This window comes from Stutzerimonas stutzeri, from assembly GCF_038561965.1.
GTDB classification, from domain to species: Bacteria; Pseudomonadota; Gammaproteobacteria; order Pseudomonadales; family Pseudomonadaceae; genus Stutzerimonas; species Stutzerimonas stutzeri_AA.
This window is the reverse complement of sequence record NZ_CP139348.1, coordinates 3,673,025-3,695,722: the sequence shown is the minus strand read 5'-3', so window position 1 is coordinate 3,695,722 and position 22,698 is coordinate 3,673,025. Positions and strand designations below refer to the sequence as shown.

Here is a 22,698-nt window from a genome sequence, read left to right as displayed (position 1 = left end):
CAAAGAAAAAGCCCCGCGGATGCGGGGCTTTTTCGTTACTGGTTGACCGGTTGAGCGGGCGTTCTCGGCGTGCTCATTTCACTTCTTCTAGAATCCGGAAGAATACGGTTTCCAGCGAGACGGCAGGCTGCACGGCGAGCAGGTGTCCGCCCGTGCTGCTCAGCTGGGCGATGGCTTCTGGCAGTTTGGATTGTTCCATCTCACATTCAAACTCTCCAGGACGCAGCGCCGAGCAGGATGGCGAGAGGGGCTGGTCGGCCTGATATCTAATGATGAAATGGCTGGCACGCTCTGCGGCCAGCTCTCGAGGGGAGCGAACTGTCAGTAGCTGACCCTTGTTGATAAAGCCGAAACGGTCGGCGATACGCTCGACGTCGTGCAGAACGTGCGATGTAAAGAAAATGGCCCCGCCTTGCTTCTTGTATTCGTTGAGAATGTCCACCACATCCTTGCGACCCACCGGGTCGAGGCCCGAGAGTGGTTCGTCCAGAATCAGCAGTTTCGGCTCGACAGCCATTGCCTGGGCTAACGCAACCCGTTGCGCGTTGCCCTTGGACAGTTCACGCATGCGGCGCTTGCCGTTGCCGTCCACGGAAAAACGCTCAAGCCACCGCAGGCACCAGGCGTCCGCGTCGCTGCGCTTGATGCCATACATCGACAGGCCCATGCGCAGGATTTCCAGGGGCGTGAACTGGTCATACAGCGCAGGCGCTTCGGGCACGTAAGCCAGGTCTTGGCGCGCTTCGGCGCGATGCGCGTCCGTGCCGTAAATGGTCACACGACCCTGATAGTCGTTGATGATGTCCAACATGATCTTAATCGTGGTGGACTTGCCTGCCCCATTGGGGCCGACGAAGCCGAACACCTCGCCCTCGCTCAGGCTGAAGCTCACATCGCGTACAGCCTGGACCTCTTTGCCTTTAGCCTTGAAGGTGTGGCTCACACCCTGAAACTCAACGGCAGCGCTCAAGGTTGTTCCTCCAATCCGGCAATCTTCAATTTCTTCAGTTCGATGCGCCCATTGCGTAGCTCATACCCGAGGCGCATCGGGTCGGAGGGCAGCTCGGCGATGATGCCCTGACCGATCAGTTGCTGCAGGTCAGCCAGCGGGCCTTGATCGGCCTCATAGCGACGCTGGGCCTCGCGTAGAGAGATCAAGCCCTGCAAGCGGATGACTCGCTTGTCCAGCATGTCGCGCAATTTCGGATCGATAGCGCTGTCGCGCTGCTGGGTCAGGTAGTTGAGCGCCAGGCGCTCGTCGGCGAACTGTTCGGCGCGCAGCATTACCGCCAGTTTCTGCATGGCGGCGGCATTGTGGGTCGAGCGATGTGCGCCAATCTCTAGGACCCGCGCAGCTTCCTCGTTGTCGCGCTGGAAAAACGACAGGTTGATGCCATAGAAGAAGGGCGGAAACTCGTCCCAGAAGCGGCAATCAACGGCGGCGCGCAGTACCTCGTTGCCTTGCTCCACCGCACCGCCCCAGGTCAGCAGGCCGTTGGCGAGATAATAATTGTCTTCATGGCATGGGTTGAGACGGGCAACTTCACGCTGGGCGCGGACCAGGTAGCCCGTATCCACACCGCGATCATCCATTCCAGTGGCGGACAGCCGCATGGTTTCAAGATCGGCGGCCAAGAAGCGGTCGCCACCGTGCAGCACAACCAGCAGTGGTGCGGGTATTACTACCCGATCGGCGGACAACTGTGGTGTTAGCAGCACCGGCTGCTGGGCGCGCCAGGCAGCGATGACAGCGAACAGGGCGAACGCCACAATGCCAAGAAGTAGCGAAGTACGTTCGCGCATATCAGGCGAAACGCTTGCGGTTGAGCGCCCACACCGCCAAGGCCAGCAGGCCGACCATATAGGTCAGGCTGGACAACACCAGCCAGGGCCAGTCGGCGGGCAACAACTCCAACTTGCCGTAGAGGGCGACCATGCGCACATCCAGCGCACCCAAGTCAGGCAGTAGATAGCTCAGCAAACTGACGCCGGAGCGATAACTCTCGGCATCGCCCACCACAGCTGTATTGCGGGTCAGCAGTTCGACGATGGCGCCGAAGGATCGTGCCACCAGCATAAAGCCGAAGGTGCCGATCAGGACGAAACTGGGTGTGGAAGCGACCACCGCGAGCAGGGTGGCGACGGCAGTGAGTACCAGCAGATCGAGGCCGATAAAACCGATGGTAACGAGGTAATGGTGACCCAGCGCAACGGGGGTGGCTTGCGCGTAGCCCTGGCTAATCAACCAGACCAGCAGCGCTAGCGCGCCGGCAAGCAATAGCAACAGCCCGAGCGTCAGGGTCGAAATGGCGGCAAAGCGCCCGAGCAACAGGCCATGCCGTGGGTGCGGGTAGGAAAGGGTATTGAGAAAATAACGCCGGTCGAACTCACGTGACAGCAGCTCCTGGGTCATTAATACCAGTACCAGCGGCAGCAATAGGCGAATCACCGACAGACCGATATCCAGTGCCACGGTGGCGGATTGGCGACCGCTGAATTGGGCGGAGAGTAGTGCGGCGATGGTCAGTACCAGCAAAGAGCTGACAACCAGCCAGCCAAATCGAGCGCGGAAGGCAAGTCGGAAGCCGGTTGATATATTTGATAAAGACAGCATGGAAGGTTATCTAGCTATAGCGGTTAAACGTGAGTGTTGGAATTGTAATACGTAGAGAAGTGCGTGTACCACAAGATGCGCAATGTGCGACAGGGTTATAGGGCGACAGACGTTGTTATGCGATTTCACCGTAGCCACAACCAAAGGCGCGCCGGATCTAGGTCAGGTGCATATGTCGATCACGGTTTGCCTCTACACCATTGTCGACGCCAAAAAAACTCTGAAAATAAAAAAACCGCAATAATGGCAGAGTTTTGTGTAGTCAGCTGGGTGATATGTAACCGCGCGGGTTTCACTCGCCCTAAAGGCTGCAGAGCTAGCGATGGATAATTAAACTGATCGCGCGACTTTTGCTGTATTGCATGGCTGAAAAAGTGGGCGGTTTTTCAGATTTTAGCTAACGTAGCATATGTACTGTAAGGGCTGCGATCGCATTGCGAGCATCAGCTGCTGCTGTAGCATCTGAGCTTTGAGCGCGATATTCATTAAATTGCGGTAATGCAACTGCAGTTAAAATCGCCACAATTGCCACTGTTATCATTAATTCGATTAGCGTGAAGCCGTAATCGCTTTTCATGGCATTAATAAGGTTTTGGGCTGTAGAGCCACTGCGAAGTCTCGTGAGAGAATTCGCAGTGGTATCGAGGTTACTGCGGAAGAGCTGCGGTAACAGATGTATCTTCGCAGAATGCGGTTAGGCTCGTGGCGCCGATGCTTCCACCTGTAGTAGAGCCCACAAATGCTTTACCTTTATTATCGACGTTAAAGGTGTTATCTGGCCCGGTGCCTTGGCAGCTAGCATCGTTATAGATTGGGTCGCCGTCATCATTGGAGCCTGTTACAACGCAGCGCTCTGGTCCGACCTTGCGACTACCAGCAAAATGGCAAGTGGCTACGGTAATCGAGTTGTTGTTCTTGGTGCAGTTGTAAGCGCCGTGAACGTTATTTGACAGGGTAAGTACTACATTTTCCGCCAGAAGCTCACACTGAGCGTTACCAATGGCTCCGCCAGACGTAACTACGGTCGGGGCGGCAAATGCATTGCCAGCAAAAAGACCGGAGGCAATAACAAAACCAGCAAAAATCTTCTTCATTTCGTTATTCCTTATCAGAGCTGTGCGGCAGACATAACGGTAAGGGTGTTTTTCGCGTCCGCGTTGGCTACGGTATCGTTCGACTTAGAGCGGTACTCATTGAACTGCGGAATCGCGATGGCAGCCAGAATGCCAATGATCGCAACCACGATCATCAGCTCAATCAGGGTAAAACCTTTTTGCTTCTTGATGGACTTCATTGAAAAGCTCCTTGTTGGTGAGGTCGTTGGACCTGGCATGGTATGAGCACCTTCTATGCCAGTCTGAGATTGGCTTGCGCTCGTACTGCCGGGGCTGTGAGCTGGCTCACCTTTCTCTCGTTCCGCTGTAGCTCTCTTAAAAATGCGCAAGCCGCATGGTGCTTGGGTTGCGTGAGGTTTTAAATTGAGTGCGCCAATGCAGCTGTTTATTTCGACAGAGCCATCAATCTGTCATGGCATCACATAAGGCCAGATAGCCCGTTGCGTCCTCAAGTGACAAAAAATGCCACCTGCTGTGTGCGAGTTTGGCACGTCAATGGAACTGAGATATAAGGCAGCGGTCTTTCACGCCTCCACAGGCTCCCCCAATGAACGAAAACGCACCCCTCGGCGGCTTGGCCCGCCAACTGGTTCTGGCAGGTCAGCTCGACGAAAAGATTGCTCAGCAGGCTCAGCAACAGGCACTACGAAACCAGGTGCCGTTGGTTACATGGCTGGTTCAGAACAAATTGGTCAAGGGGAGGGTGCTGGGTGATCTCGCCGCTGAGCAGTTCGGCGTTCCGTTCTTCGATCTGGCGGCGCTGGATAAGGAGACGCAGCCGAAAGATCTGGTGAGTGAAAAGCTGGTGCGTCAGCACCGCGCATTGCCGTTACAGAGGCGTGGCAACAAGCTCTATGTGGCGGTTTCTGACCCTACCAATCACCAAGCGATAAGCGACATCCAATTCAATACTGGACTGTCGGTTGAGGCCGTGCTGGTCGAGGACGACAAGCTTGGCGAAGCCATCGAGAAGTTTTTCGAGTCGGCGACTACTGCACTAGACGGGCTGGGTGATTCCGACCTGGATGGTCTGGATATCGAGATCACCGGGGAGACGAGGGACGACGATACGCCGCACAACGAGGCTGACGATGCGCCGGTCGTGCGCTTCGTCAATAAGATGTTGCTTGATGCCATCAAGGGCGGTTCGTCCGACCTGCACTTCGAACCCTATGAAAAGACCTATCGGGTGCGTTTTCGTACCGATGGCATGTTGCACGAGGTTGCGCGCCCGCCGGTGCAGTTGGTCAGTCGGATATCCGCGCGTTTGAAGGTCATGGCCAGCCTCGATATCGCTGAGCGGCGCAAGCCGCAGGACGGCCGGATCAAGATGAAGGTGTCCAAGACAAAATCGATCGATTTCCGCGTTAACACCCTGCCTACGCTATGGGGTGAAAAGATCGTCATGCGTATTCTGGATTCTGCCAGCGCCAAAATGGGTATTGACGCCTTGGGCTATGAGGAAGAGCAGAAAGAACTCTATCTGACGGCCCTCAAGCAGCCACAGGGCATGATTCTTGTTACCGGGCCGACGGGTTCCGGCAAGACTGTATCGCTGTATACCGGCCTCAATATTCTCAATACGGTCGATGTAAACATCTCAACGGCCGAAGATCCGGTTGAGATCAATTTGGAAGGCATCAACCAAGTCAACGTAAACCCAAAGCAGGGCATGGACTTCGCCCAAGCTCTGCGCGCTTTCCTGCGGCAGGACCCTGACATCATCATGGTTGGGGAAATTCGGGACTTGGAAACCGCTGAAATCGCCATCAAGGCCGCCCAGACTGGTCATATGGTGATGTCCACGCTGCATACCAATAGTGCGGCGGAGACGTTGACCCGCCTTCGTAATATGGGTGTGCCGGCGTTCAATATCGCAACCTCAGTGAACCTAATTATCGCTCAGCGGCTGGCTCGAAAATTATGTCCATCCTGCAAGACAGAGGTGGAGGTGCCACGGGACGTGTTGCTAAAAGAGGGATTTCCCGAGAAAAGAATCGGTACCTTCAAGATTTTTGGTCCGGTGGGGTGTGATAGCTGCAAGGGTGGTTACAAGGGCCGTGTCGGTATTTATGAAGTGGTTAAAATCACGCCGGCGCTGCAGCGGCTTATCATGGAGGAAGGCAATTCCATCGACATCGCCGTGCAGGCGCGCAGAGATGGGTTCAATGACCTGCGCACTTCGGGTCTGGTTAAAGCCATGAATGGTGTTACCAGCCTGGAAGAAGTCAACCGCGTGACCAAGGATTAACCATGGCGGAAAAAGCGTTGAAAACCAGTGTGTTCGCCTGGGAAGGCACCGATCGGAAAGGTGGCAAGGTCAAGGGGGAGCTGACAGGTCAGAGCCCGGCACTGATCAAGGCACAGCTTCGCAAGCAAGGTATAAATCCGCTCAAGGTTCGTAAGAAAGCCGTTTCGATATTCGGTGCGGGCAAGAAGATCAAGCCGATGGACATTGCCCTGTTCACCCGTCAGATGGCGACGATGATGAAGGCAGGCGTGCCGCTGCTGCAGTCGTTCGACATCATCGGTGAGGGCTTTGACAATCCCAACATGCGCAAGCTCGTTGATGAGATCAAACAGGAAGTCGCGGCTGGTAACAGCTTTGCGGGCTCGCTGCGCAAGAAGCCTCAGTACTTCGATGATCTGTACTGCAATTTGGTCGAGTCAGGTGAGCAATCTGGTGCCCTCGAAACGCTGTTGGATCGAGTGGCCACTTATAAGGAAAAGACCGAGGCGCTCAAGGCGAAAATTAAAAAAGCTATGACTTACCCTATCGCGGTCATTGTGGTGGCGATCATTGTTTCTGCGATTCTGCTGATAAAGGTCGTTCCTCAATTTGAAAGCGTGTTTCAAGGGTTTGGTGCTGAGTTGCCAGCGTTCACCAAGATGGTTGTCGGGCTGTCTCGGTGGTTGCAAGAGTGGTGGTATTTAGTGGCTGCAGCGCTCTTCGCAGCTGCATTTGTTTTCAAACACAGCTACAAGCGGTCGGAGAAGTTTCGTGATGCGCTTGACCGTATCCTGCTTAAAACGCCCATTGTGGGCGATATTCTTTATAAGTCTGTAGTTGCGCGTTACGCGCGTACATTGTCTACGACATTTGCTGCAGGTGTTCCGCTGGTGGATGCGCTGGATTCCGTCGCAGGAGCGACTGGCAATGTGGTGTTTCGCAATGCAGTGGCGAAAATCCGCAACGACGTATCCTCCGGTGTGCAGTTGAACTTCTCCATGCGTACGACCGGAATTTTCCCGTCTATGGCTATCCAGATGACAGCCATTGGTGAGGAGTCCGGCGCTTTGGATGAAATGCTGGACAAGCTAGCAAGCTTCTACGAGGCTGAGGTCGATAATATGGTAGACAACCTCACCACGTTGATGGAGCCGCTCATTATGGCTGTGCTAGGTGTGTTGGTTGGTGGCTTGATCATCGCTATGTACCTGCCGATCTTCCAGTTGGGTAGTGTGGTTGGATAATTGATGATCCTCGAACTTTTGGCCAGCCATGTGCTGGCCTTTGTTTTGTCTGCTGCTCTACTGGGCTTATTGGTCGGCAGCTTTCTCAATGTCGTGATTTACCGTCTGCCGATCATGATGCAGCGCGATTGGCGCATGCAGGCGCGGGAGTATTTGGAGTATCCGCCGGAGCCCGTCGGTGACAAGTTTAATTTGCTATTGCCAAATTCACGCTGTCCGCACTGCAGTCATGAGATTCGTTCTTGGGAAAATATCCCGCTAGTCAGTTGGTTGGCCCTGCGTGGAAAGTGCTCTGCCTGCCGGGCACCGATTAGCTGTCGTTATCCACTCGTGGAGTTGGCTTGCGGGGTGTTGTCCGGCTATGTTGCCTGGCATTTCGGCTTCTCCTGGCAGGCCGGTGCAATGCTGTTGCTCACGTGGGGCCTGTTGGCGATGAGCATGATTGATGTCGATCACCAGCTGTTGCCTGACGCGCTGGTGCTGCCACTACTGTGGCTCGGTCTTATCCTCAATAATTTCGGTTTATTCGTGCCGCTGGAAAGTGCGCTCTGGGGCGCTGTCGCGGGGTACCTGAGTCTCTGGTCGGTTTACTGGCTGTTCAAGTTGGTCACCGGCAAGGAGGGCATGGGCTATGGCGACTTCAAGCTGCTGGCAATGCTCGGGGCGTGGGGTGGGTGGCAGGTGCTGCCGCTGACCATCCTTCTATCATCGGTAGTCGGTGCAGTGCTTGGTAGCATCCTCCTGCGGATGCAGAGAGCAGAAAGCAATACGCCGATTCCATTTGGCCCTTATCTGGCTATCGCGGGCTGGATTGCATTGTTGTGGGGTGACTGGATTACCGAGAGCTATCTGCAACTGGCGCGCTTCTAATTGGTCACGACTGGTTAAGTTTCTCCGCGACCGGCTCGTGAAGGGCTTTGCAAGACCACCGTTATTCCTCGTGTGTTCCGTAGGCTTGCGCTTCGCTCGCTGAGTGGTTACTACTGCGCGTCCTATTTCTTACCTGGAGTGTGGCTGACGGATGAAGCCCTGGATTCTTGGTTTGACGGGCGGTATTGGTAGCGGCAAGACCGCTGTGGCGGATCAATTCGCCAGCTTGGGCGTGCATGTGGTCGATGCCGATCAGGCGGCGCGCTGGGTAGTCGAGCCCGGACGGCCGGCATTGAAGCAGATCGTTGCGCGCTTTGGTGAGGGTGTCCTGCTGCAGAGCGGTGAGCTGGACCGCGCGGGGCTTCGTCAGCGGGTATTCGCCGATCCGGCCGAGCGGCGGTGGCTCGAGGGGCTCCTGCATCCCCTGATTCGCGCCGAGGTCGCTCGGCATCTCGCGCTAGCTGAATCGCCTTACGCCATCATGGTGTCGCCGCTGCTTATCGAGTCCGGGCAGTATCGCCAGGTCGGTCGGGTGTTGGTCGTGGACGTGCCAGAGCTGCTCCAAGTCGCACGTACGACGGCTCGTGATCAGGCCAGCGAGGAGCAGGTACGTGCCATTATCGAGGCTCAGGTTCGGCGCGAAGAACGCTTGAAGCATGCCGATGATGTACTTGTGAACGATCGTGATCGGGCTTGGCTCGGGTCTGAGGTCGAGCGCCTGCACCGTTTTTATCTGACATTGCGAGGAGGCCAGGAATGACCGCAACAGTTGAATGTCCTACCTGCGGGGCGCCAGTAGAGTGGGGGGCGCAAAGTCCGAATCGGCCATTTTGTTCCGAGCGCTGCAAGCTGATTGATCTTGGGGCATGGGCTGCAGAGGCGCACGCCATCCCAGGTAACGAGCTGGAGGATGACTTGTTTTCGGGTGACATGCCTCCGCGCGAGCACTAGAGCATTTTCGGGTCGGAGCACCTGCTTTTCCGCGCTTCCAGCGTTACCTCTCACTTCTCTTCCTTCCATGGCGCTTGCAAGTAGCGGCTCTGGTTGAAACTCTCCATCCAGTCCGGATAGAAGACCACCAGTGCCGTAACCGCCGTGCCGTTGATAAAGGCTTCGGGGAACATCACCAGCCAGATGTAACCAGCGAAGTCGTCCAGCCACGGTGGCATTGGGAAGCGGCCATCGAACAGCAGAACGCCTAGCGATGCCAGAATGCATGCGAGTGCTGCGAGCGCCGCCGGGAAGAATCCGGCAAAGAAGATGAACACGAATAGGTTGCGTGGTTGGGCGCGTTCCACCAGTCGGGCACAAATGACCGTAACCATGACAGGGATCAGCACCAGCAGAACGCCGTTCATGCCGAGAGCGGCGAGCTGTTGATGGCCGGTCAGCGTCAAGCCGAGCTGTGCGACAAGGGCAGCGATGACCGCCAGCGGCCAGTCCAGCAGCAGCGTAACCGCAGTCAGCCCGATAAAGTGAAAGGAGAGGCCGGAGTCGAAGTCTCGACGTACAAGCCAGAGCAGAAAGATGGACAGCATTGCGCCGAAGAGTAGGTGCTGCCGGCGCGTATCACTGAACAGTTCGACCCACGGTGCTCGCCATGCAGCCCAGAGCAGGGCGGCTGCGTAGATAACCCAGCCAGTAAGGAGCGTAGCGGGGGCAAGCAGATGTGCGGCGATCATCCTGACGGATCCTTTGCGTTTATGTTTGTGTGTCGTTCTTTGCTGGCTCTGATCGGCGCGCTAGTCAGGGAGCCGGGTTTGGGTGTTCCGTGTGAATCGCCTCGATCTCCGCCATAATTTCGTTCGATAGCTTTAGTTCGGCGCTGTCAATGTTGGACTCAAGCTGCTCCAGTGTCGTGGCGCCGATGACATTGCTTGTGACGAAGGGTTGCGCTGTTACATAGGCGAGCGCCATTTGTGCCGGATTCAGGCCATGATCGCGAGCGAGTGTGACGTACCGAGAGCAGGCTGCTTTCGCCTGAGGATTGTTATAGCGCGCGAAGCGTTGAAAAAGCGTGAGGCGGGCGTTGGCTGGGCGAGCGCCGCCCTCGTACTTGCCGCTGAGCATGCCGAACGCCAGTGGCGAGTATGCGAGCAGGCCGCATTGTTCGCGGATACTGATTTCGCCCAGGCCCACCTCGAAGCTGCGATTAAGCAGGTTGTAGGGGTTCTGAATTGATACGGCGCGCGGCCAGCCGCGAGTCTCGGCCAGCTGCAGGTATTTCATCAGGCCCCAGGGCGTTTCATTGGATAGGCCGATGTGGCGAATCCTGCCGGCTCTGACTTCGTCGTCGAGCGCTGCCAGCGTTTCTTCAAGAGGGGTGAAGTCGTCCTCTTGGTATCTGTAGCCCAATTGCCCGAAGAAGTTCGTGCTGCGCTCAGGCCAATGCAATTGGTAAAGGTCGATCCAGTCGGTTTGCAGTCGGCGGAGACTGTCATCCAGTGCGGCGCGGATCTGTACGCGGTTGAATTTGGGGTGTCCGTCGCGGATGTGAGTGATTCCGTTGCCAGGCCCGGCAATCTTCGTAGCAAGTATCCAGTCAGCTCGACTGCCACGCGTCTTGAAATAGTTGCCGATATATTGCTCGGTGGTTGCGTAGGTTTCAGGGCGCGGCGGTACTGGATACATCTCGGCCGTATCGATGAAGTTGATGCCTGCGGCTTTCGCTCGGTCAATCTGCGCAAAGGCTTCTGCTTGGTCGTTCTGTTCGCCCCAGGTCATTGTGCCCAGGCAAAGCGAACTCACTTTCAGATTGGTGCGGCCTAGCGGACGAAGCTCCATCAGATACCTCATGCAGAAAAAATGGGATGTAGAAAAAGCTTAACGAAGAGAACAAGGTTCTGCTCATGAGAGTGGCTGGGCCCATTGAAGTGCCCGGGCGCGCCAGTCCGAGGACCTGCTTCCCGTTTCCTCGCTGCGGACTACCCATTCGAGCCGTTGAAGCGAACGGCTGGCTGCTTGAGTATGGTAACTAGTAAATGTTGGTTGCTATTTTTCTGCCAATCAGGATAATTCCGCAGCCTGTCGCCAGGGATGCCTAGCCTGTCGACGCAAGTCAAAGGTAGGGGATGCCAAGCCTGCCGAATCATTGCCGTAGCGGACGCGCTGACCCGAGCCCCCGATAGCGTCTGTTTCCGGCTGCCCTGGCCTTGCCAGGGCGAGCACCATTCAGTAAGATTCGCCGTCTTATTTTCAGGGCGGCCCCTGAGGCTATAACGAATGAAGACATTTACTGCTAAACCGGAAACCGTCAAGCGCGACTGGTTCGTCGTCGACGCTGCCGGCCAGACCCTGGGTCGTCTGGCAACCGAAATCGCTAGCCGCCTGCGTGGCAAGCACAAGCCGGAATACACCCCTCACGTAGATACCGGCGATTACATCGTTGTGATCAATGCTGAGCAAGTGCGTGTTACCGGTGCCAAGACCACTGACAAGATGTATTACTCTCACTCCGGTTTCCCGGGTGGCATCAAGTCGATCAACTTCGAAAAGTTGATTGCCAAGGCGCCCGAGCGTGTGATCGAGACCGCGGTCAAAGGCATGCTGCCGAAGAACCCGCTGGGTCGCGACATGTATCGTAAGCTGAAGGTTTATAAGGGTGCCAGCCATCCTCATACCGCTCAGCAGCCCCAAGAACTGAAGATTTAACGGAATAGTTCATTATGTCGGCGACTCAAAATTACGGCACTGGCCGTCGCAAGACTGCAACCGCGCGCGTTTTCCTGCGCCCGGGCACTGGCAAGATTTCCATCAACAACCGTGAGCTGGATAACTTCTTCGGTCGCGAAACCGCTCGTATGGTTGTTCGTCAGCCGCTCGAGTTGACCGAAACTGTCGAGAAGTTCGACATCTACGTTACCGTTTTGGGTGGTGGTGTCAGCGGTCAGGCTGGTGCGATCCGTCACGGTATCACTCGCGCTCTGATTTCGTATGACGAGACCCTGCGCAGCCCGCTGCGCAAGGCTGGCTTCGTCACTCGCGATGCTCGTGAAGTTGAACGTAAGAAGGTCGGTCTGCGCAAAGCGCGCAAGCGTCCGCAGTACTCCAAGCGCTAATTCGCGCTTCCAAAGAAAACGCCCAGTTTCGTTCGGAGCTGGGCGTTTTTTTTATGCTGTGATTTGCTCTGGTGCGACAGTGTGTCGCGTGCTGCAGGGCCTGGTCTGGCTAGGCGTTAGCTGGTTTGTGACAGGCTATTACCTTGTCAGAAGAAGGTCTTTTCTTTACCATTTGGCGAATTTTTCGCGGCCCAATTTTACGTAGTACATGCCTGCTTTAGGGCAGGCCATAAGAAGCTGATGGGAGACGACTGAATGAGCAATGACGGCGTGAATGCAGGCCGGCGTCGCTTCCTTGTGGCCGCCACTTCGGTGGTGGGCGCTGCAGGAGCGGTGGGTGCCGCGGTCCCGTTCGTGGGATCGTGGTTCCCTAGTGCCAAGGCCAAGGCTGCCGGTGCGCCGGTAAGGGTAAATATCAGCAAGATCGAACCGGGGCAGCAGATGGTCGCCGAATGGCGCGGTCAGCCGGTATTTATCGTGCGTCGGACTGAGGAGATTCTCGGTAATCTGGAAAAGACTGCCGGGCAGGTAGCTGATCCGGAATCCAAAGACTCAGAACAGCCTGCTTATGTCGATCCGAGGAACCGGGCTATCAAAGCGGAGCTTCTGGTTGTGGTTGGTTTGTGTACCCATTTGGGTTGCGCGCCATCGTTCCGTCCTGAGGTGGCTGCGGCCGATCTTGGCGCTGATTGGCTCGGTGGTTATTTCTGTCCTTGCCATGGCTCAAAATACGATATGGCCGGTCGCGTCTATAAATCGCAGCCAGCTCCCTTGAACCTGCCGGTGCCCCCGCACTCGTACGAGACCGATAATGTAATCATCATCGGTGTGGACCAGGAGAACGCCTGATGAGCAAGTTCATGGAATGGGTTGACGCCCGCTTCCCCGCCACCAAGATGTGGGAAGACCATCTCTCGAAGTACTACGCCCCCAAGAACTTCAACGTCTTGTATTTCTTCGGCTCGCTGGCGCTGCTGGTTCTGGTTAACCAGATCCTGACCGGTGTATGGCTGACCATGAGCTACGAGCCGTCCGCAGAAGGTGCATTCGCCTCCGTCGAATACATCATGCGTGACGTCGAATATGGCTGGATTTTGCGCTACCTGCACTCCACTGGTGCCTCGGCATTCTTCGTGGTGGTCTATCTGCACATGTTCCGCGGCATCCTCTACGGTTCCTACCAAAAGCCGCGTGAGCTGGTGTGGATCTTCGGCATGATGATCTACCTGGCGCTGATGGCCGAAGCCTTCATGGGCTACCTGCTGCCATGGGGCCAGATGTCGTACTGGGGCGCACAGGTGATCATTTCGCTGTTCGGTGCCATCCCGGTTATCGGTGCTGACCTGACCCAGTGGATCCGTGGTGACTACCTGATCTCCGGCATCACCCTGAACCGCTTCTTCGCCCTGCATGTCGTTGCCCTGCCGATAGTCATCCTCGGTCTGGTCGTGCTGCACATCCTTGCGCTGCACGAGGTTGGCTCGAACAACCCGCTGGGCGTGGACATCAAGAAGTCCAAGGACGAAAACGGCGTGCCGCTGGACGGTATCCCGTTCCATCCGTACTACACCGTGAAGGACATCGTCGGTGTCGTGGTATTCCTGTTCGTCTTCTGCGCCGTGGTGTTTTTCTTCCCGGAGATGGGCGGCTACTTCCTCGAAAAGCCGAACTTCGAAGTGGCGAATGCGTTTAAGACGCCTGAGCATATTGCGCCGGTCTGGTACTTCACGCCGTTCTACGCGATTCTGCGCGCAGTGCCCGACAAGCTGCTCGGCGTGATCGCCATGGGTGCTGCCATCGCCGTGCTGTTCGTACTGCCCTGGCTGGACCGTAGCCCGGTCAAGTCCATGAAGTACAAAGGTTGGATGAGCAAGCTTGCGCTGCTGCTGTTCTGCATCTCGTTCGTCATCCTGGGCGTCCTGGGCGTGCTGGCTCCGACTCCGGGACGCACTCTGCTGTCGCAGGTCTGTACGGCAATCTACTTTGGATACTTCATCCTGATGCCGTTCTACACCAAGCTCGAGAAGACCAAAGTGGTACCGGAAAGGGTGGGTGGCTGATGAAAAAGCAATTTGCTGCATTGATTCTTGCAATTCTGCCGGTCTTCACCTTCGCGGCCGGTCCGGCGGTTCACTTGGACAAGGTTGATATCGACCTCACCGACAAGGCCGCCATGCAGGATGGTCTGAAGACGTTTGCCAACTATTGCATGGGCTGCCATAGCGCGCAGTATCAGCGCTATGAGCGAGTAGCTACCGATCTGGGTATTTCCGAAGAAGTGATGATGGATAACGTCGTCTTCGCCGATGCCAAGTTTGGTGACCACATGAAGATCGGTATGAAGGCTGATGATGCCAAGGTTTGGTTCGGTGCTGCTCCGCCGGATCTGACGCTGGTTGCGCGCGTGCGCGGCAATGATTGGCTGTATTCATACATGCGTAGCTTCTACGTTGACCCGGCTCGCCCGTATGGCTTCAACAACACCGTTTTCCCTAACGTCGGTATGCCACATGTGTTGGCTCCGCTTCAGGGGCGTCTGGTCGTTGGTTGCAAGCAGGTTCAGGTGGTTGAGAACGGTCGCAAGCAGTTCGATCCTCTGACAGGCACTCCGATCACTCAGGAAGCTTGTGATCAGATGGTTGTTGAGCCTGGTACCGGTTCGCTCTCCGAGTCTGAATATGATGAGAAGATCAAGAATCTCGTGACCTTCCTGGCCTACTCAGCCAATCCGGTCAAGCTTGAGAGCCAGCGCATCGGTACCTATGTGCTGCTGTTCCTCGCTGTGTTCTTTGTGTTCGCCTACCTGCTCAAGCGTGAGTACTGGAAAGACGTTCACTAAGTACTTCGTACGATATGGCTGTACCCTGCGCGCGCCCAATGGGCGCGCGTATTTTTTCTGCATCAGATAAAAGAGTGAGGAAGGACCTATGGCTGCAACCAATCGGTTGGGCTGCTACTCCGATCCCGCCGACCACTACTCCCACCGTGTTCGTCTCGTGCTCGCAGAGAAAGGCGTTAGCGTTGACATCCTCGATGTCGAGGGAGGGCAGTGTCCGGTCAAGTTGGCCGAAGTTAACCCGTATGGCAGTGTGCCGACGCTTGTCGATCGCGATTTGGCGCTCTACGAGCCGGGGGTGATTCTCGAGTATCTGGAAGAGCGTTATCCGCATCCTCCGTTGTTGCCGGTATATCCGGTTGCACGGGCGAATACACGTCTGTTGATTCATCGCATTCAGCGCGATTGGTGCTCGCTGGTGGACCGTATTCTCGATCAGCGTACTGCTGAGGCTCAGCGTGTGCAGGCGCGTAAGGAGCTTCGTGAAAGCCTCACCGGCGTGTCGCCGATATTCACCGAGAAGTCGTACTTCATGAGCGACGAGATCAGTCTCGTCGACTGTTGCCTGTTGCCTATCCTCTGGCGTTTGCCCAGACTTGGGATCGAGTTGCCTCGAGCGGCCAAGCCGCTGCTCGAATACATGGAGCGCAATTTCGCTCGCGAGGCCTTCCAGGCCAGTCTTTCCGCCGTCGAGCGCAACATGCGCTGAGAGAGGATGTCTTCATGAATTCAAGTCGCCCGTATCTGGTTAGAGCGCTCTACGAGTGGATTGTGGATAACGATTGCACGCCGCATCTGCTGGTCAACGTCGATTATCCTGGGGTACAGGTTCCAGTCGGCGTCGCCAGTGACGGCCAGATAGTGTTGAACGTTGCGCCTAGTGCGGTTCGCCATCTGCACATGGATAACGAAGCGATCAGCTTCGAGGGCCGTTTTGGCGGAATTTCGCACTCGCTGAACGTGCCGTCTGCGGCAGTGATGGCGATTTATGCCAGAGAAAATGGCCAGGGCATGGTGTTCGAGATCGAGCCGACCCCGCCGGCGGACGAGTCGCCGACCAATAACGGTGGTTCCGACGATGAGGGGCCGCGACCGGGCGGCCGTCCTAGCCTGAAGGTAGTGAAGTAGGCGGTGACGCCCGGGCATTGGTTGCTGCCCGGACGCCGGCAGGCCTTCAGTCGATGTACTCGAACAGCTTGACGATCCTTTGCACGCCGCCAACACCCTGAACCAGGTTGGTCGCGCGGTTGCCTTCCTGGCGAGTAACCAGCCCCAGCAGGTAGACAATCCCGTTTTCCGTGATCACCTTGATTCGCGAGCCGGGCACGCTGTTATCAGCAAGCATCTGGCTCTTGATCTTGGTGGTCAGCCAGGAGTCGTTGCTGCGTGCCAGTGCAGACGAAGGTGGCAGAATCTGCAATTCGTTGTGAACGCGCTTGACCCGCTGTACGCCGCTCGCAGCGCGCTCTGCCGTTTCCTTCAGTTCCGTGCGCGGCGTCTGTCCGGCCAGGAGCACTACCCCGTTATAGCTGGCGACGACCACGTGCGAGCCCTGGTCGAGGTCGGGATGCGCCTTGGCGATATTGACTGCCGCCTTGGTCTCGATCAGTGAGTCATCAATCTTGCTGCCAATGGTGCGCGTGCCGCGATTGTCGGCAATGGGGTCGTCACGGGTTGCGGTCAGCACGGAACTGCAGCCGCTGACGGCGATGCACAGCCCTAGGGTGAAAGCCAGGCGGAACGCGTTCATTCCTCACTCCCGAAAAGTTGGTTGTCGATCAGGTCGCACAAGCAGTGAATAGACAGCAGGTGGACTTCCTGGATGCGGGCGGTGACTTTGGCAGGCACTCGGATCTCGACATCTTCTGGCAGTAGCAGAGAAGCCATTCCGCCACCGTCCCGGCCGGTTAGCGCGACTACTACCATCTCGCGATCATGAGCTGCCTGGATGGCCTGGATTACGTTGGCGGAGTTGCCGCTGGTAGAGATTGCCAGTAGCACGTCACCGGGTTGGCCGAGGGCGCGAATCTGTTTGGAAAATACTTCGTTGTAGCTGTAGTCGTTGGCGATCGAGGTGATCGTCGAGCTATCAGTCGTCAATGCAATGGCGGGCAGGCTCGGGCGCTCGCGCTCGAAGCGATTGAGTAGCTCGGAGGAAAAGTGCTGCGCATCGCCAGCGGAGCCGCCGTTGCCGCAGGTGAGGATCTTGCCTTCACTCAGTAGTGCGTTGACCATCACCTGGCCGGCCTGCTCGATACTTGGCGCTAGCACTTCCATGGCATGTTGCTTGGTTTCAATGCTGGCCTGGAACAGCTGGCGGATTCGGGTTTGCATGTCCATCGGTGATTGACCTTCAAGGTGGCAGGCGCGTCCGATGCTGATCGGACGATGCGCTTACGGTTCGCTAGGGCTGAGTCGCATGGTGCAGCATTCGCTGCCGCATGATCATTCAGCTGTCAAATGCATTGCGGATCCAGTTCAGGTCCTCGTTTTTTCCGGCTGCGGCGATTGCGACGACGTCGAAGCGACAAGGGCTGCGTGCCCAACGGCTTTCCTTCTGCAGAAAGAGTTGGGCGGTCTTGATCAGCTTGTGCTGCTTGCGCATGTCGACGCTTTCGAGGGCGCCGCCCCAGGCGGCGTGGCGCCTGTAGCGGACCTCGACGAATACTACTGTATCGCCATCGAGCATGACCAGATCAAGCTCGCCGCTGCGACAGGACCAGTTGCGCTCGAGCAGACGAAGCCCGTTGCTGCTGAGGTGTCGCAACGCGAGGTCTTCGGCAGAGCGTCCGCTGCTCTGGCTATCGCTCATTACCGCATGTCTTCCAGGCGTTCGATCGCACCATCACGAAACTGGGCCCATGGAAGCTGGCGTTCGATGCGCTGCTGGGGGTTCAGGCTAAGAGTCCCGGAAAGCCCATCCAGCTGAGTGTTTGGAAGTGCCAACAGTTGATTTAGGCGCGGAGCCAAGAGATAGGCGTCAGCTCCCATTGCATACAGGCGGCCAAGGCTCCCGCCGGCTTGTGGCCATTTCTGTTCGACTTCCTGGCGCAGGGGTATCTGATCGTCCAGCAGCCAGGGTGTCTCTGCGAAGCGTATGCCTTCGAGGTCCAGATATTGGGTGCGGTCGTGGCTGGCTGAGTGCAGGTGGGAGGTGCCATACACCGGAAGATCCCCTGCGTATTGGAAGATCAGGGTAGGTCTGACCTGCTGGGCCTGTTGAGGGGTTGCGGCGAGGAAGAGGAAATCGACGTCCTGGCGGCGAGTCGGTTGGCTGGCGGCGGAGGCGTCGGTAATGCTGCTGACCCGACCGGAACGCCTTTCGCTGCTGCGGAGTTGCAGTAAGTCGGCGATCTGATTAGCCAGTTGCACGGGCTCGGCCAGCGGCTCTGCTGCCACCAGCGTTCCGCCGGCCTCCTGCCAGCTCTGGCGGAAGGCGTCGAGAATCCTGCCTCCCCAGTCGCCCTGAGGCGCTAGCGCGATTGCGCGGCGATGGCCGTCCGCCCAGGCGCGACGGGCGACTTCACGGGCTTCGTCTTCTGCGGCGAGACCGAACTGAAAAAGCTGTGGCGGTGTGTGTTGTCCGGCGTCGCTGTAGTTAAGTGCCAGCGTGGTGATGGGTAGCTGGTCGCGCTCGGCAAGCTGGCGAACCAGCTCCTTTTCCAGTGGGCCGACCACCAGTTGTACGCCGGCCGCCTGGGCTTGGCGGTAAAAATCGTCGATGGAGCTCATGCGGCTGCTGTCATAAAGCTCGATCCGCAGTGCTTGACCGGTTTGCTGAGCATGCAGATGGGCGGCCAGAAAGCCATCACGCAGAGCGCGTGCGACGCCCGCCAATTGGCCTTCCATGGGGAGTAGGAGGGCAACATGATTAAGTGGTTGATCGGCCAGCTCACGAAGCTTTTGCAGTGGCTCAGGTAGTTGTCGTGCAGCAGGGTGCTGGGGATTCTGCGCTATCCAGTCGTCGATCGCTCGCTGCTGCTGAGCGACCGTGCCAGCGCGCTTCAGTGACAGTGCAAGCGCTTGCCAGCCGGCAAGGTCTGCGTCCGCTGGGCTCTGCAGCTGTTTTTCAGGTAGGGCAGAGATTAGCTTCCAGATACTCTCATGGTTTTCTCGCGCTTGCTCGCCGCTCAGTAAGGGCGCCGTAAACACCCGTTCGCGTGCAGCAGCGAGCAGTTTGCTGGTCGCTTCCAGTGCTTCAGCGCGGGCCAGTTGGCTGCGGATCTGCTGCTCCACGGGTAGCTCGCCCAGGCGCTCGAACGCTGGGTGCTGGAGTGCTTGCACGGCTCGTTCGGGCTCGCCGTCAGCAAGCGCAATTTCGGCCTGTAATGTCAGTGCGAAGATCTGCTGCGCAGGTTTCAGTGCATCTATCTGGACCTGCTCAAGAATGCTGCGGGCTTGCGCGTGATTGCCCTGTTGGACGCTTTGGCCCGCTGCGGCCAGGCGCAATTGCGTGGCCTGTTCGGGGTCGCTCTGGTCGGCCTTCTGCAGCAGTTGCTGGGTAGAGGCTTGCGGAGTACGAGGCAGTTCACCAAGCGAAGACGAGGGCGAGCTGGCGCAAGCCGTGAGCATGGCGGCGATGCAGAGGAGAAGGAGGGGGCGTAAGCAGGCCATTGATTAATCGTTCCTGAAAGCACTGGCGAGTGTTGGCGGGATTGTACCCAAGCGCTGAACTGGCCGCGATGTTACGGCGGCGAATCGGGCTACAATGCGCATTTCCGTGACAGAGGTAAGCCCTTGTGACTGCCAGCAATGGTGCGAATTCCGGAGTAGGTACGCTTTATGTTGTCGCTACGCCAATCGGCAATCTTGAGGACATCAGCGCCCGAGCGCTGCGCGTACTCAAAGAGGTGTCGCTGATTGCTGCGGAGGACACCCGGCATTCGTCCCGTTTGCTTGCGCACTTCGGCATTCAGACGCCTCTGGCGGCCTGTCATGAGCACAACGAGCGTGAAGAGGGAGGGCGGTTTCTCGGTCGGTTGCAGGCGGGCGAGAGTGTTGCGCTGATTTCCGATGCCGGTACGCCCTTGATCTCTGATCCGGGCTATCACCTTGTGCGTCAGGCGCGTGCTGCGGGTATTGCCGTTGTGCCGGTACCGGGGGCTTGTGCGCTGATCGCTGCGTTATCGGCGGCTGGCCTGCCGTCGGACCGGTTCATTTTCGAAGGCTTCCTGCCTGCAAAAGCAGCTGCTCGTCGCGCGCGTCTCGAGATACTGAAAGAAGAGCCGCGTACGCTGATCTTCTACGAGGCCCCGCATCGCATACTCGAATCGCTCGGCGATCTCGAGGATGTGTTGGGCAGCGGCCGGATCGCAGTGCTGGGGCGCGAGCTGACCAAGGCATTCGAAACGCTAAAAGGACTGCCTTTGGGTGAACTGCGTTCGTGGGTTGAGGCTGACAGCAATCAGCAGCGGGGCGAGTGCGTAGTGCTAGTCGAGGGCTGGCATGCGCCGCAGGATGAAAGCGCGGTGAACACGGAATCGCTTCGGGTGCTCGATCTTTTGCTTGCCGAAATGCCGCTCAAGCGAGCGGCGGCCTTAGCGGCGGAGATCACCGGTGTACGCAAGAATCTGCTCTATCAGGCGGCGCTGGAGCGGAAATAGGCGTCGGCAGGGCCTGCATCTGCAGGCGGCGCGCTTGCAGCCGGCGCCTCGCGACGATACTCTGGCGCCTGGAGAGTCGATCGGACAGTCGCTGTCTCTTTTTGTTCCGGCAAGAAGGGAGGGAGGAAAGTCCGGGCTCCATAGGGCGAAGTGCCAGGTAACGCCTGGGAGGCGCGAGCCTACGGAAAGTGCCACAGAAAATAACCGCCTAAGCGCTTCGGCGCCGGTAAGGGTGAAAAGGTGCGGTAAGAGCGCACCGCACGGCTGGCAACAGTCCGTGGCTAGGTAAACCCCACTTGGAGCAAGACCAAATAGGGATCCATTGGCGTGGCCCGCGCTGGATCCGGGTAGGTTGCTAGAGGCAGTCAGTGATGGCTGTCGTAGAGGAATGGCTGTCCTCGACAGAACCCGGCTTACAGATCGACTCTCCTTCTTTTACTTCCTCCGTAACTCGCGTTTTTAATTCCGAAAGATTCTTGCTCTTAACAAAGTACTTTAACTTTGTTGAGTAAGTGCGCGTTCGTATTGAGAAGCGCTGTCCCTACCCTCCGCTGTTCTGCTCCGATCTTCCCTCAGCACCGCTAAATTACCGCTCCGTAAGGCTTTTTCCCCTCCGGCTCGCCTTGACGGTGGGGCGGCTGCGTTTCTATAGTGCGCACAAGTGGTAGGAAGTGGCACAAAGTGGGTAAATATGGGCATGGATAGCTAATTTAGGGGAAGCGCAGCCGTGTTTCGCGGAGCTAACGCCATCAGTCTCGACGCCAAAGGCCGGCTAGCCATGCCCAGCCGGTATCGCGACGAGCTGAATTCCCGTGGCGATGGCCAGCTGATCATCACAATCGATGCCGTGGACCGCTGTCTGTGCATTTACCCCTTGCCCGAATGGGAGCTGATTGAGACGAAGCTTCGCGAGCTGCCCTCTCTTCGTGAAGAGGCCCGCCGCCTGCAGCGTCTATTGATCGGTAATGCGGTTGATCTGGAGATGGATGGCAGCGGCCGTGTTGTTGTGCCGCCGCGTCTTCGTGAATACGCCCGACTAGACAAGCGCGCGATGCTTGTGGGGCAACTGAACAAGTTTCAACTGTGGAACGAGGACGACTGGAACGCGATTTCTGACGCGGACCTGGCGGCCATCAAGCAACCCGGCGGCCTGCCGGACGAACTACGTGACCTAATCCTGTGAACCAGATCAGCAGCCTGCGACATATTACCGTGTTGCTCGACGAAGCCGTCGCGGCGCTAGCAGTGCGCGCCGACGGTCGCTACCTGGATGGGACCTTTGGTCGAGGCGGTCACAGCCGGCTGCTATTGCAGCAGCTCGGCCCTGATGGTCAGTTGCTAGGCTTTGACAAGGACCCGTTAGCCATCGCTACGGGGCAAGCACTGGCGGCCGAGGACGGCCGCTTTGTCGTTGTGCAGAGAAGTTTTGCCGAGCTGGGTGAAGAAGTTGCGCAACGCGGCTGGACCGGTACCGTCAGCGGTGTATTGCTGGATCTGGGTGTTTCCTCGCCGCAGCTTGATGATCCCGAGCGTGGGTTCAGTTTTCTCAATGATGGCCCGCTGGACATGCGCATGGACCCCAGTCGAGGCGTCAGCGCTGCCGAGTGGATTGCCCGTGCTGAAGCGGACGAAATTGCGCGCGTATTCAAGGATTACGGCGAAGAACGTTTTGCCAAGCGCATGGCGCGAGCCGTGGTACAGCGGCGCGCTGATGCCCCGTTCGAGCGAACGGCTGATCTGGCCAAAGTGCTGACCGAGGCGAATCCTGCCTGGGAGAAGGGCAAGAACCCGGCGACTCGCGCGTTTCAGGGGCTGCGCATCTATATCAACAACGAGCTTGGCGATCTTGAGTCCGGTCTCGATGCCGCGTTGGAGGCTCTGGAAGTGGGTGGCCGGCTGGTCGTAATCAGCTTCCATTCGCTGGAAGATCGTATCGTCAAACAATTCATGCGTCGCCATGCCAAGGGCGAGGCGGACAAACTGCCGCGCGACCTGCCGATTATTCCGAAGGCTTTCGAGCCGCGGCTGAAGCTGCTTGGCAAACCACAATACGCTTCCGATGCCGAGGTCAAGGCCAATCCGCGCTCGCGCAGCGCCGTGATGCGCGTGGCGGAGAAGCTACGGTGAG

27 protein-coding genes and 1 other RNA gene are annotated in these 22,698 nt (G+C 57.5%); 16 read left to right on the top strand and 12 right to left on the bottom strand.

Annotated features, from left to right (window positions below):
• Positions 1-73: 73 nt before the first annotated feature.
• The 6 genes from SM130_RS17020 to SM130_RS16995 form a co-directional block, all read right to left on the bottom strand.
• Positions 74-970: an ABC transporter ATP-binding protein gene (locus SM130_RS17020; RefSeq protein WP_102824886.1), complete on the bottom strand. Its 897-nt coding sequence runs from the start codon at positions 968-970 to the stop codon at positions 74-76.
• The gene (locus SM130_RS17015) at positions 967-1,803 is read right to left on the bottom strand and encodes a hypothetical protein (RefSeq protein WP_181019250.1); all 837 of its coding nucleotides are present in this window, start codon (positions 1,801-1,803) and stop codon (positions 967-969) included. The genes SM130_RS17020 and SM130_RS17015 overlap by 4 nt, the downstream gene beginning before the upstream one ends.
• 1 nt (position 1,804) lies before the next feature.
• Positions 1,805-2,614 (bottom strand): hypothetical protein, encoded by an 810-nt coding sequence (locus SM130_RS17010; protein ID WP_219725296.1) that lies wholly within the window; start codon positions 2,612-2,614, stop codon positions 1,805-1,807.
• Between the two features lie 397 nt (positions 2,615-3,011).
• Positions 3,012-3,191: a pilin gene (locus SM130_RS17005; RefSeq protein WP_102824887.1), complete on the bottom strand. Its 180-nt coding sequence runs from the start codon at positions 3,189-3,191 to the stop codon at positions 3,012-3,014.
• A 70-nt stretch (positions 3,192-3,261) separates the two neighbouring features.
• Positions 3,262-3,708 (bottom strand): hypothetical protein, encoded by a 447-nt coding sequence (locus SM130_RS17000; protein WP_146029737.1) that lies wholly within the window; start codon positions 3,706-3,708, stop codon positions 3,262-3,264.
• Positions 3,709-3,722: 14 nt separating this feature from the next.
• Positions 3,723-3,908: a type IV pilin protein gene (locus tag SM130_RS16995; protein ID WP_102824888.1), complete on the bottom strand. Its 186-nt coding sequence runs from the start codon at positions 3,906-3,908 to the stop codon at positions 3,723-3,725.
• A 368-nt stretch (positions 3,909-4,276) separates the two neighbouring features.
• Here SM130_RS16995 and pilB point away from each other — a divergent pair, with 368 nt between their 5' ends.
• From pilB to yacG, 5 genes are all read left to right on the top strand, one after another.
• Positions 4,277-5,980 (top strand): type IV-A pilus assembly ATPase PilB, encoded by a 1,704-nt coding sequence (pilB, locus tag SM130_RS16990; protein ID WP_102824889.1) that lies wholly within the window; start codon positions 4,277-4,279, stop codon positions 5,978-5,980.
• Between the two features lie 2 nt (positions 5,981-5,982).
• On the top strand, positions 5,983-7,203 hold the full coding sequence (locus SM130_RS16985) for a type II secretion system F family protein (protein ID WP_102824890.1): 1,221 nt from the start codon (positions 5,983-5,985) through the stop codon (positions 7,201-7,203).
• Between the two features lie 3 nt (positions 7,204-7,206).
• Complete coding sequence (locus tag SM130_RS16980; protein ID WP_423835159.1) at positions 7,207-8,073, top strand: prepilin peptidase; 867 nt, start codon at positions 7,207-7,209, stop codon at positions 8,071-8,073.
• Between the two features lie 151 nt (positions 8,074-8,224).
• Positions 8,225-8,833 carry a dephospho-CoA kinase gene (gene coaE / locus SM130_RS16975; RefSeq protein ID WP_102824892.1) on the top strand — a complete coding sequence of 203 codons (609 nt, stop codon included), beginning with the start codon at positions 8,225-8,227 and terminating at the stop codon, positions 8,831-8,833.
• The gene (yacG, locus tag SM130_RS16970; RefSeq protein WP_102824893.1) at positions 8,830-9,024 is read left to right on the top strand and encodes a DNA gyrase inhibitor YacG; all 195 of its coding nucleotides are present in this window, start codon (positions 8,830-8,832) and stop codon (positions 9,022-9,024) included. The genes coaE and yacG overlap by 4 nt, the downstream gene beginning before the upstream one ends.
• 50 nt (positions 9,025-9,074) lie before the next feature.
• On the opposite strand, the gene SM130_RS16965 is transcribed toward yacG, so the two are convergent.
• Both SM130_RS16965 and SM130_RS16960 read right to left on the bottom strand, forming a co-directional pair.
• Entirely contained in the window at positions 9,075-9,755 is a 681-nt protein-coding gene (locus tag SM130_RS16965) for an energy-coupling factor ABC transporter permease (protein ID WP_102824894.1), read from the bottom strand.
• A gap of 64 nt (positions 9,756-9,819) precedes the next feature.
• Entirely contained in the window at positions 9,820-10,857 is a 1,038-nt protein-coding gene (locus SM130_RS16960) for an NADP(H)-dependent aldo-keto reductase (protein WP_102824895.1), read from the bottom strand.
• A gap of 438 nt (positions 10,858-11,295) precedes the next feature.
• Between SM130_RS16960 and rplM the strand changes: the two genes are divergently transcribed.
• From rplM to SM130_RS16925, 7 genes are all read left to right on the top strand, one after another.
• The gene (gene rplM / locus SM130_RS16955; RefSeq protein WP_003281188.1) at positions 11,296-11,724 is read left to right on the top strand and encodes a 50S ribosomal protein L13; all 429 of its coding nucleotides are present in this window, start codon (positions 11,296-11,298) and stop codon (positions 11,722-11,724) included.
• 14 nt (positions 11,725-11,738) lie between these two features.
• Positions 11,739-12,131 (top strand): 30S ribosomal protein S9, encoded by a 393-nt coding sequence (gene rpsI, locus SM130_RS16950; protein ID WP_003302797.1) that lies wholly within the window; start codon positions 11,739-11,741, stop codon positions 12,129-12,131.
• A 255-nt stretch (positions 12,132-12,386) separates the two neighbouring features.
• On the top strand, positions 12,387-12,980 hold the full coding sequence (gene petA / locus SM130_RS16945; RefSeq protein WP_102824896.1) for a ubiquinol-cytochrome c reductase iron-sulfur subunit: 594 nt from the start codon (positions 12,387-12,389) through the stop codon (positions 12,978-12,980).
• The gene (locus SM130_RS16940) at positions 12,980-14,191 is read left to right on the top strand and encodes a cytochrome b (RefSeq protein WP_102824897.1); all 1,212 of its coding nucleotides are present in this window, start codon (positions 12,980-12,982) and stop codon (positions 14,189-14,191) included. Before petA ends, SM130_RS16940 begins: the two co-directional genes overlap by 1 nt.
• A complete protein-coding gene (locus SM130_RS16935; RefSeq protein ID WP_102824898.1) occupies positions 14,191-14,970 on the top strand; it encodes a cytochrome c1 in 780 nt (259 codons plus the stop codon). Before SM130_RS16940 ends, SM130_RS16935 begins: the two co-directional genes overlap by 1 nt.
• Positions 14,971-15,058: 88 nt before the next feature.
• Positions 15,059-15,676 (top strand): glutathione S-transferase N-terminal domain-containing protein, encoded by a 618-nt coding sequence (locus tag SM130_RS16930; protein WP_102824899.1) that lies wholly within the window; start codon positions 15,059-15,061, stop codon positions 15,674-15,676.
• A gap of 14 nt (positions 15,677-15,690) precedes the next feature.
• The gene (locus tag SM130_RS16925; RefSeq protein ID WP_102824900.1) at positions 15,691-16,095 is read left to right on the top strand and encodes a ClpXP protease specificity-enhancing factor; all 405 of its coding nucleotides are present in this window, start codon (positions 15,691-15,693) and stop codon (positions 16,093-16,095) included.
• A 46-nt stretch (positions 16,096-16,141) separates the two neighbouring features.
• Here the strand turns inward: SM130_RS16925 and SM130_RS16920 are convergent, their stop codons facing one another.
• From SM130_RS16920 to SM130_RS16905, 4 genes are all read right to left on the bottom strand, one after another.
• Entirely contained in the window at positions 16,142-16,717 is a 576-nt protein-coding gene (locus SM130_RS16920; RefSeq protein WP_102824901.1) for a BON domain-containing protein, read from the bottom strand.
• Positions 16,714-17,307, bottom strand: coding sequence for a phosphoheptose isomerase (locus SM130_RS16915; RefSeq protein ID WP_102824902.1), 594 nt, complete (start codon positions 17,305-17,307; stop codon positions 16,714-16,716). The genes SM130_RS16920 and SM130_RS16915 overlap by 4 nt, the downstream gene beginning before the upstream one ends.
• Before the next feature lie 109 nt (positions 17,308-17,416).
• Complete coding sequence (locus SM130_RS16910; RefSeq protein ID WP_102824903.1) at positions 17,417-17,779, bottom strand: YraN family protein; 363 nt, start codon at positions 17,777-17,779, stop codon at positions 17,417-17,419.
• A complete protein-coding gene (locus SM130_RS16905) occupies positions 17,779-19,581 on the bottom strand; it encodes a penicillin-binding protein activator (protein WP_102824904.1) in 1,803 nt (600 codons plus the stop codon). The genes SM130_RS16910 and SM130_RS16905 overlap by 1 nt, the downstream gene beginning before the upstream one ends.
• A gap of 125 nt (positions 19,582-19,706) precedes the next feature.
• Here SM130_RS16905 and rsmI point away from each other — a divergent pair, with 125 nt between their 5' ends.
• The 4 genes from rsmI (at position 19,707) to rsmH (ending at position 22,697) form a co-directional block, all read left to right on the top strand.
• Positions 19,707-20,570, top strand: coding sequence for a 16S rRNA (cytidine(1402)-2'-O)-methyltransferase (gene rsmI, locus SM130_RS16900; protein WP_102824905.1), 864 nt, complete (start codon positions 19,707-19,709; stop codon positions 20,568-20,570).
• Between the two features lie 72 nt (positions 20,571-20,642).
• Positions 20,643-21,002, top strand: an RNA gene (rnpB, locus tag SM130_RS16895) — RNase P RNA component class A.
• 295 nt (positions 21,003-21,297) lie between these two features.
• Entirely contained in the window at positions 21,298-21,753 is a 456-nt protein-coding gene (gene mraZ, locus SM130_RS16890) for a division/cell wall cluster transcriptional repressor MraZ (protein ID WP_102824906.1), read from the top strand.
• Positions 21,750-22,697, top strand: coding sequence for a 16S rRNA (cytosine(1402)-N(4))-methyltransferase RsmH (gene rsmH / locus SM130_RS16885; RefSeq protein ID WP_102824907.1), 948 nt, complete (start codon positions 21,750-21,752; stop codon positions 22,695-22,697). Before mraZ ends, rsmH begins: the two co-directional genes overlap by 4 nt.
• Position 22,698: the final 1 nt, after the last annotated feature.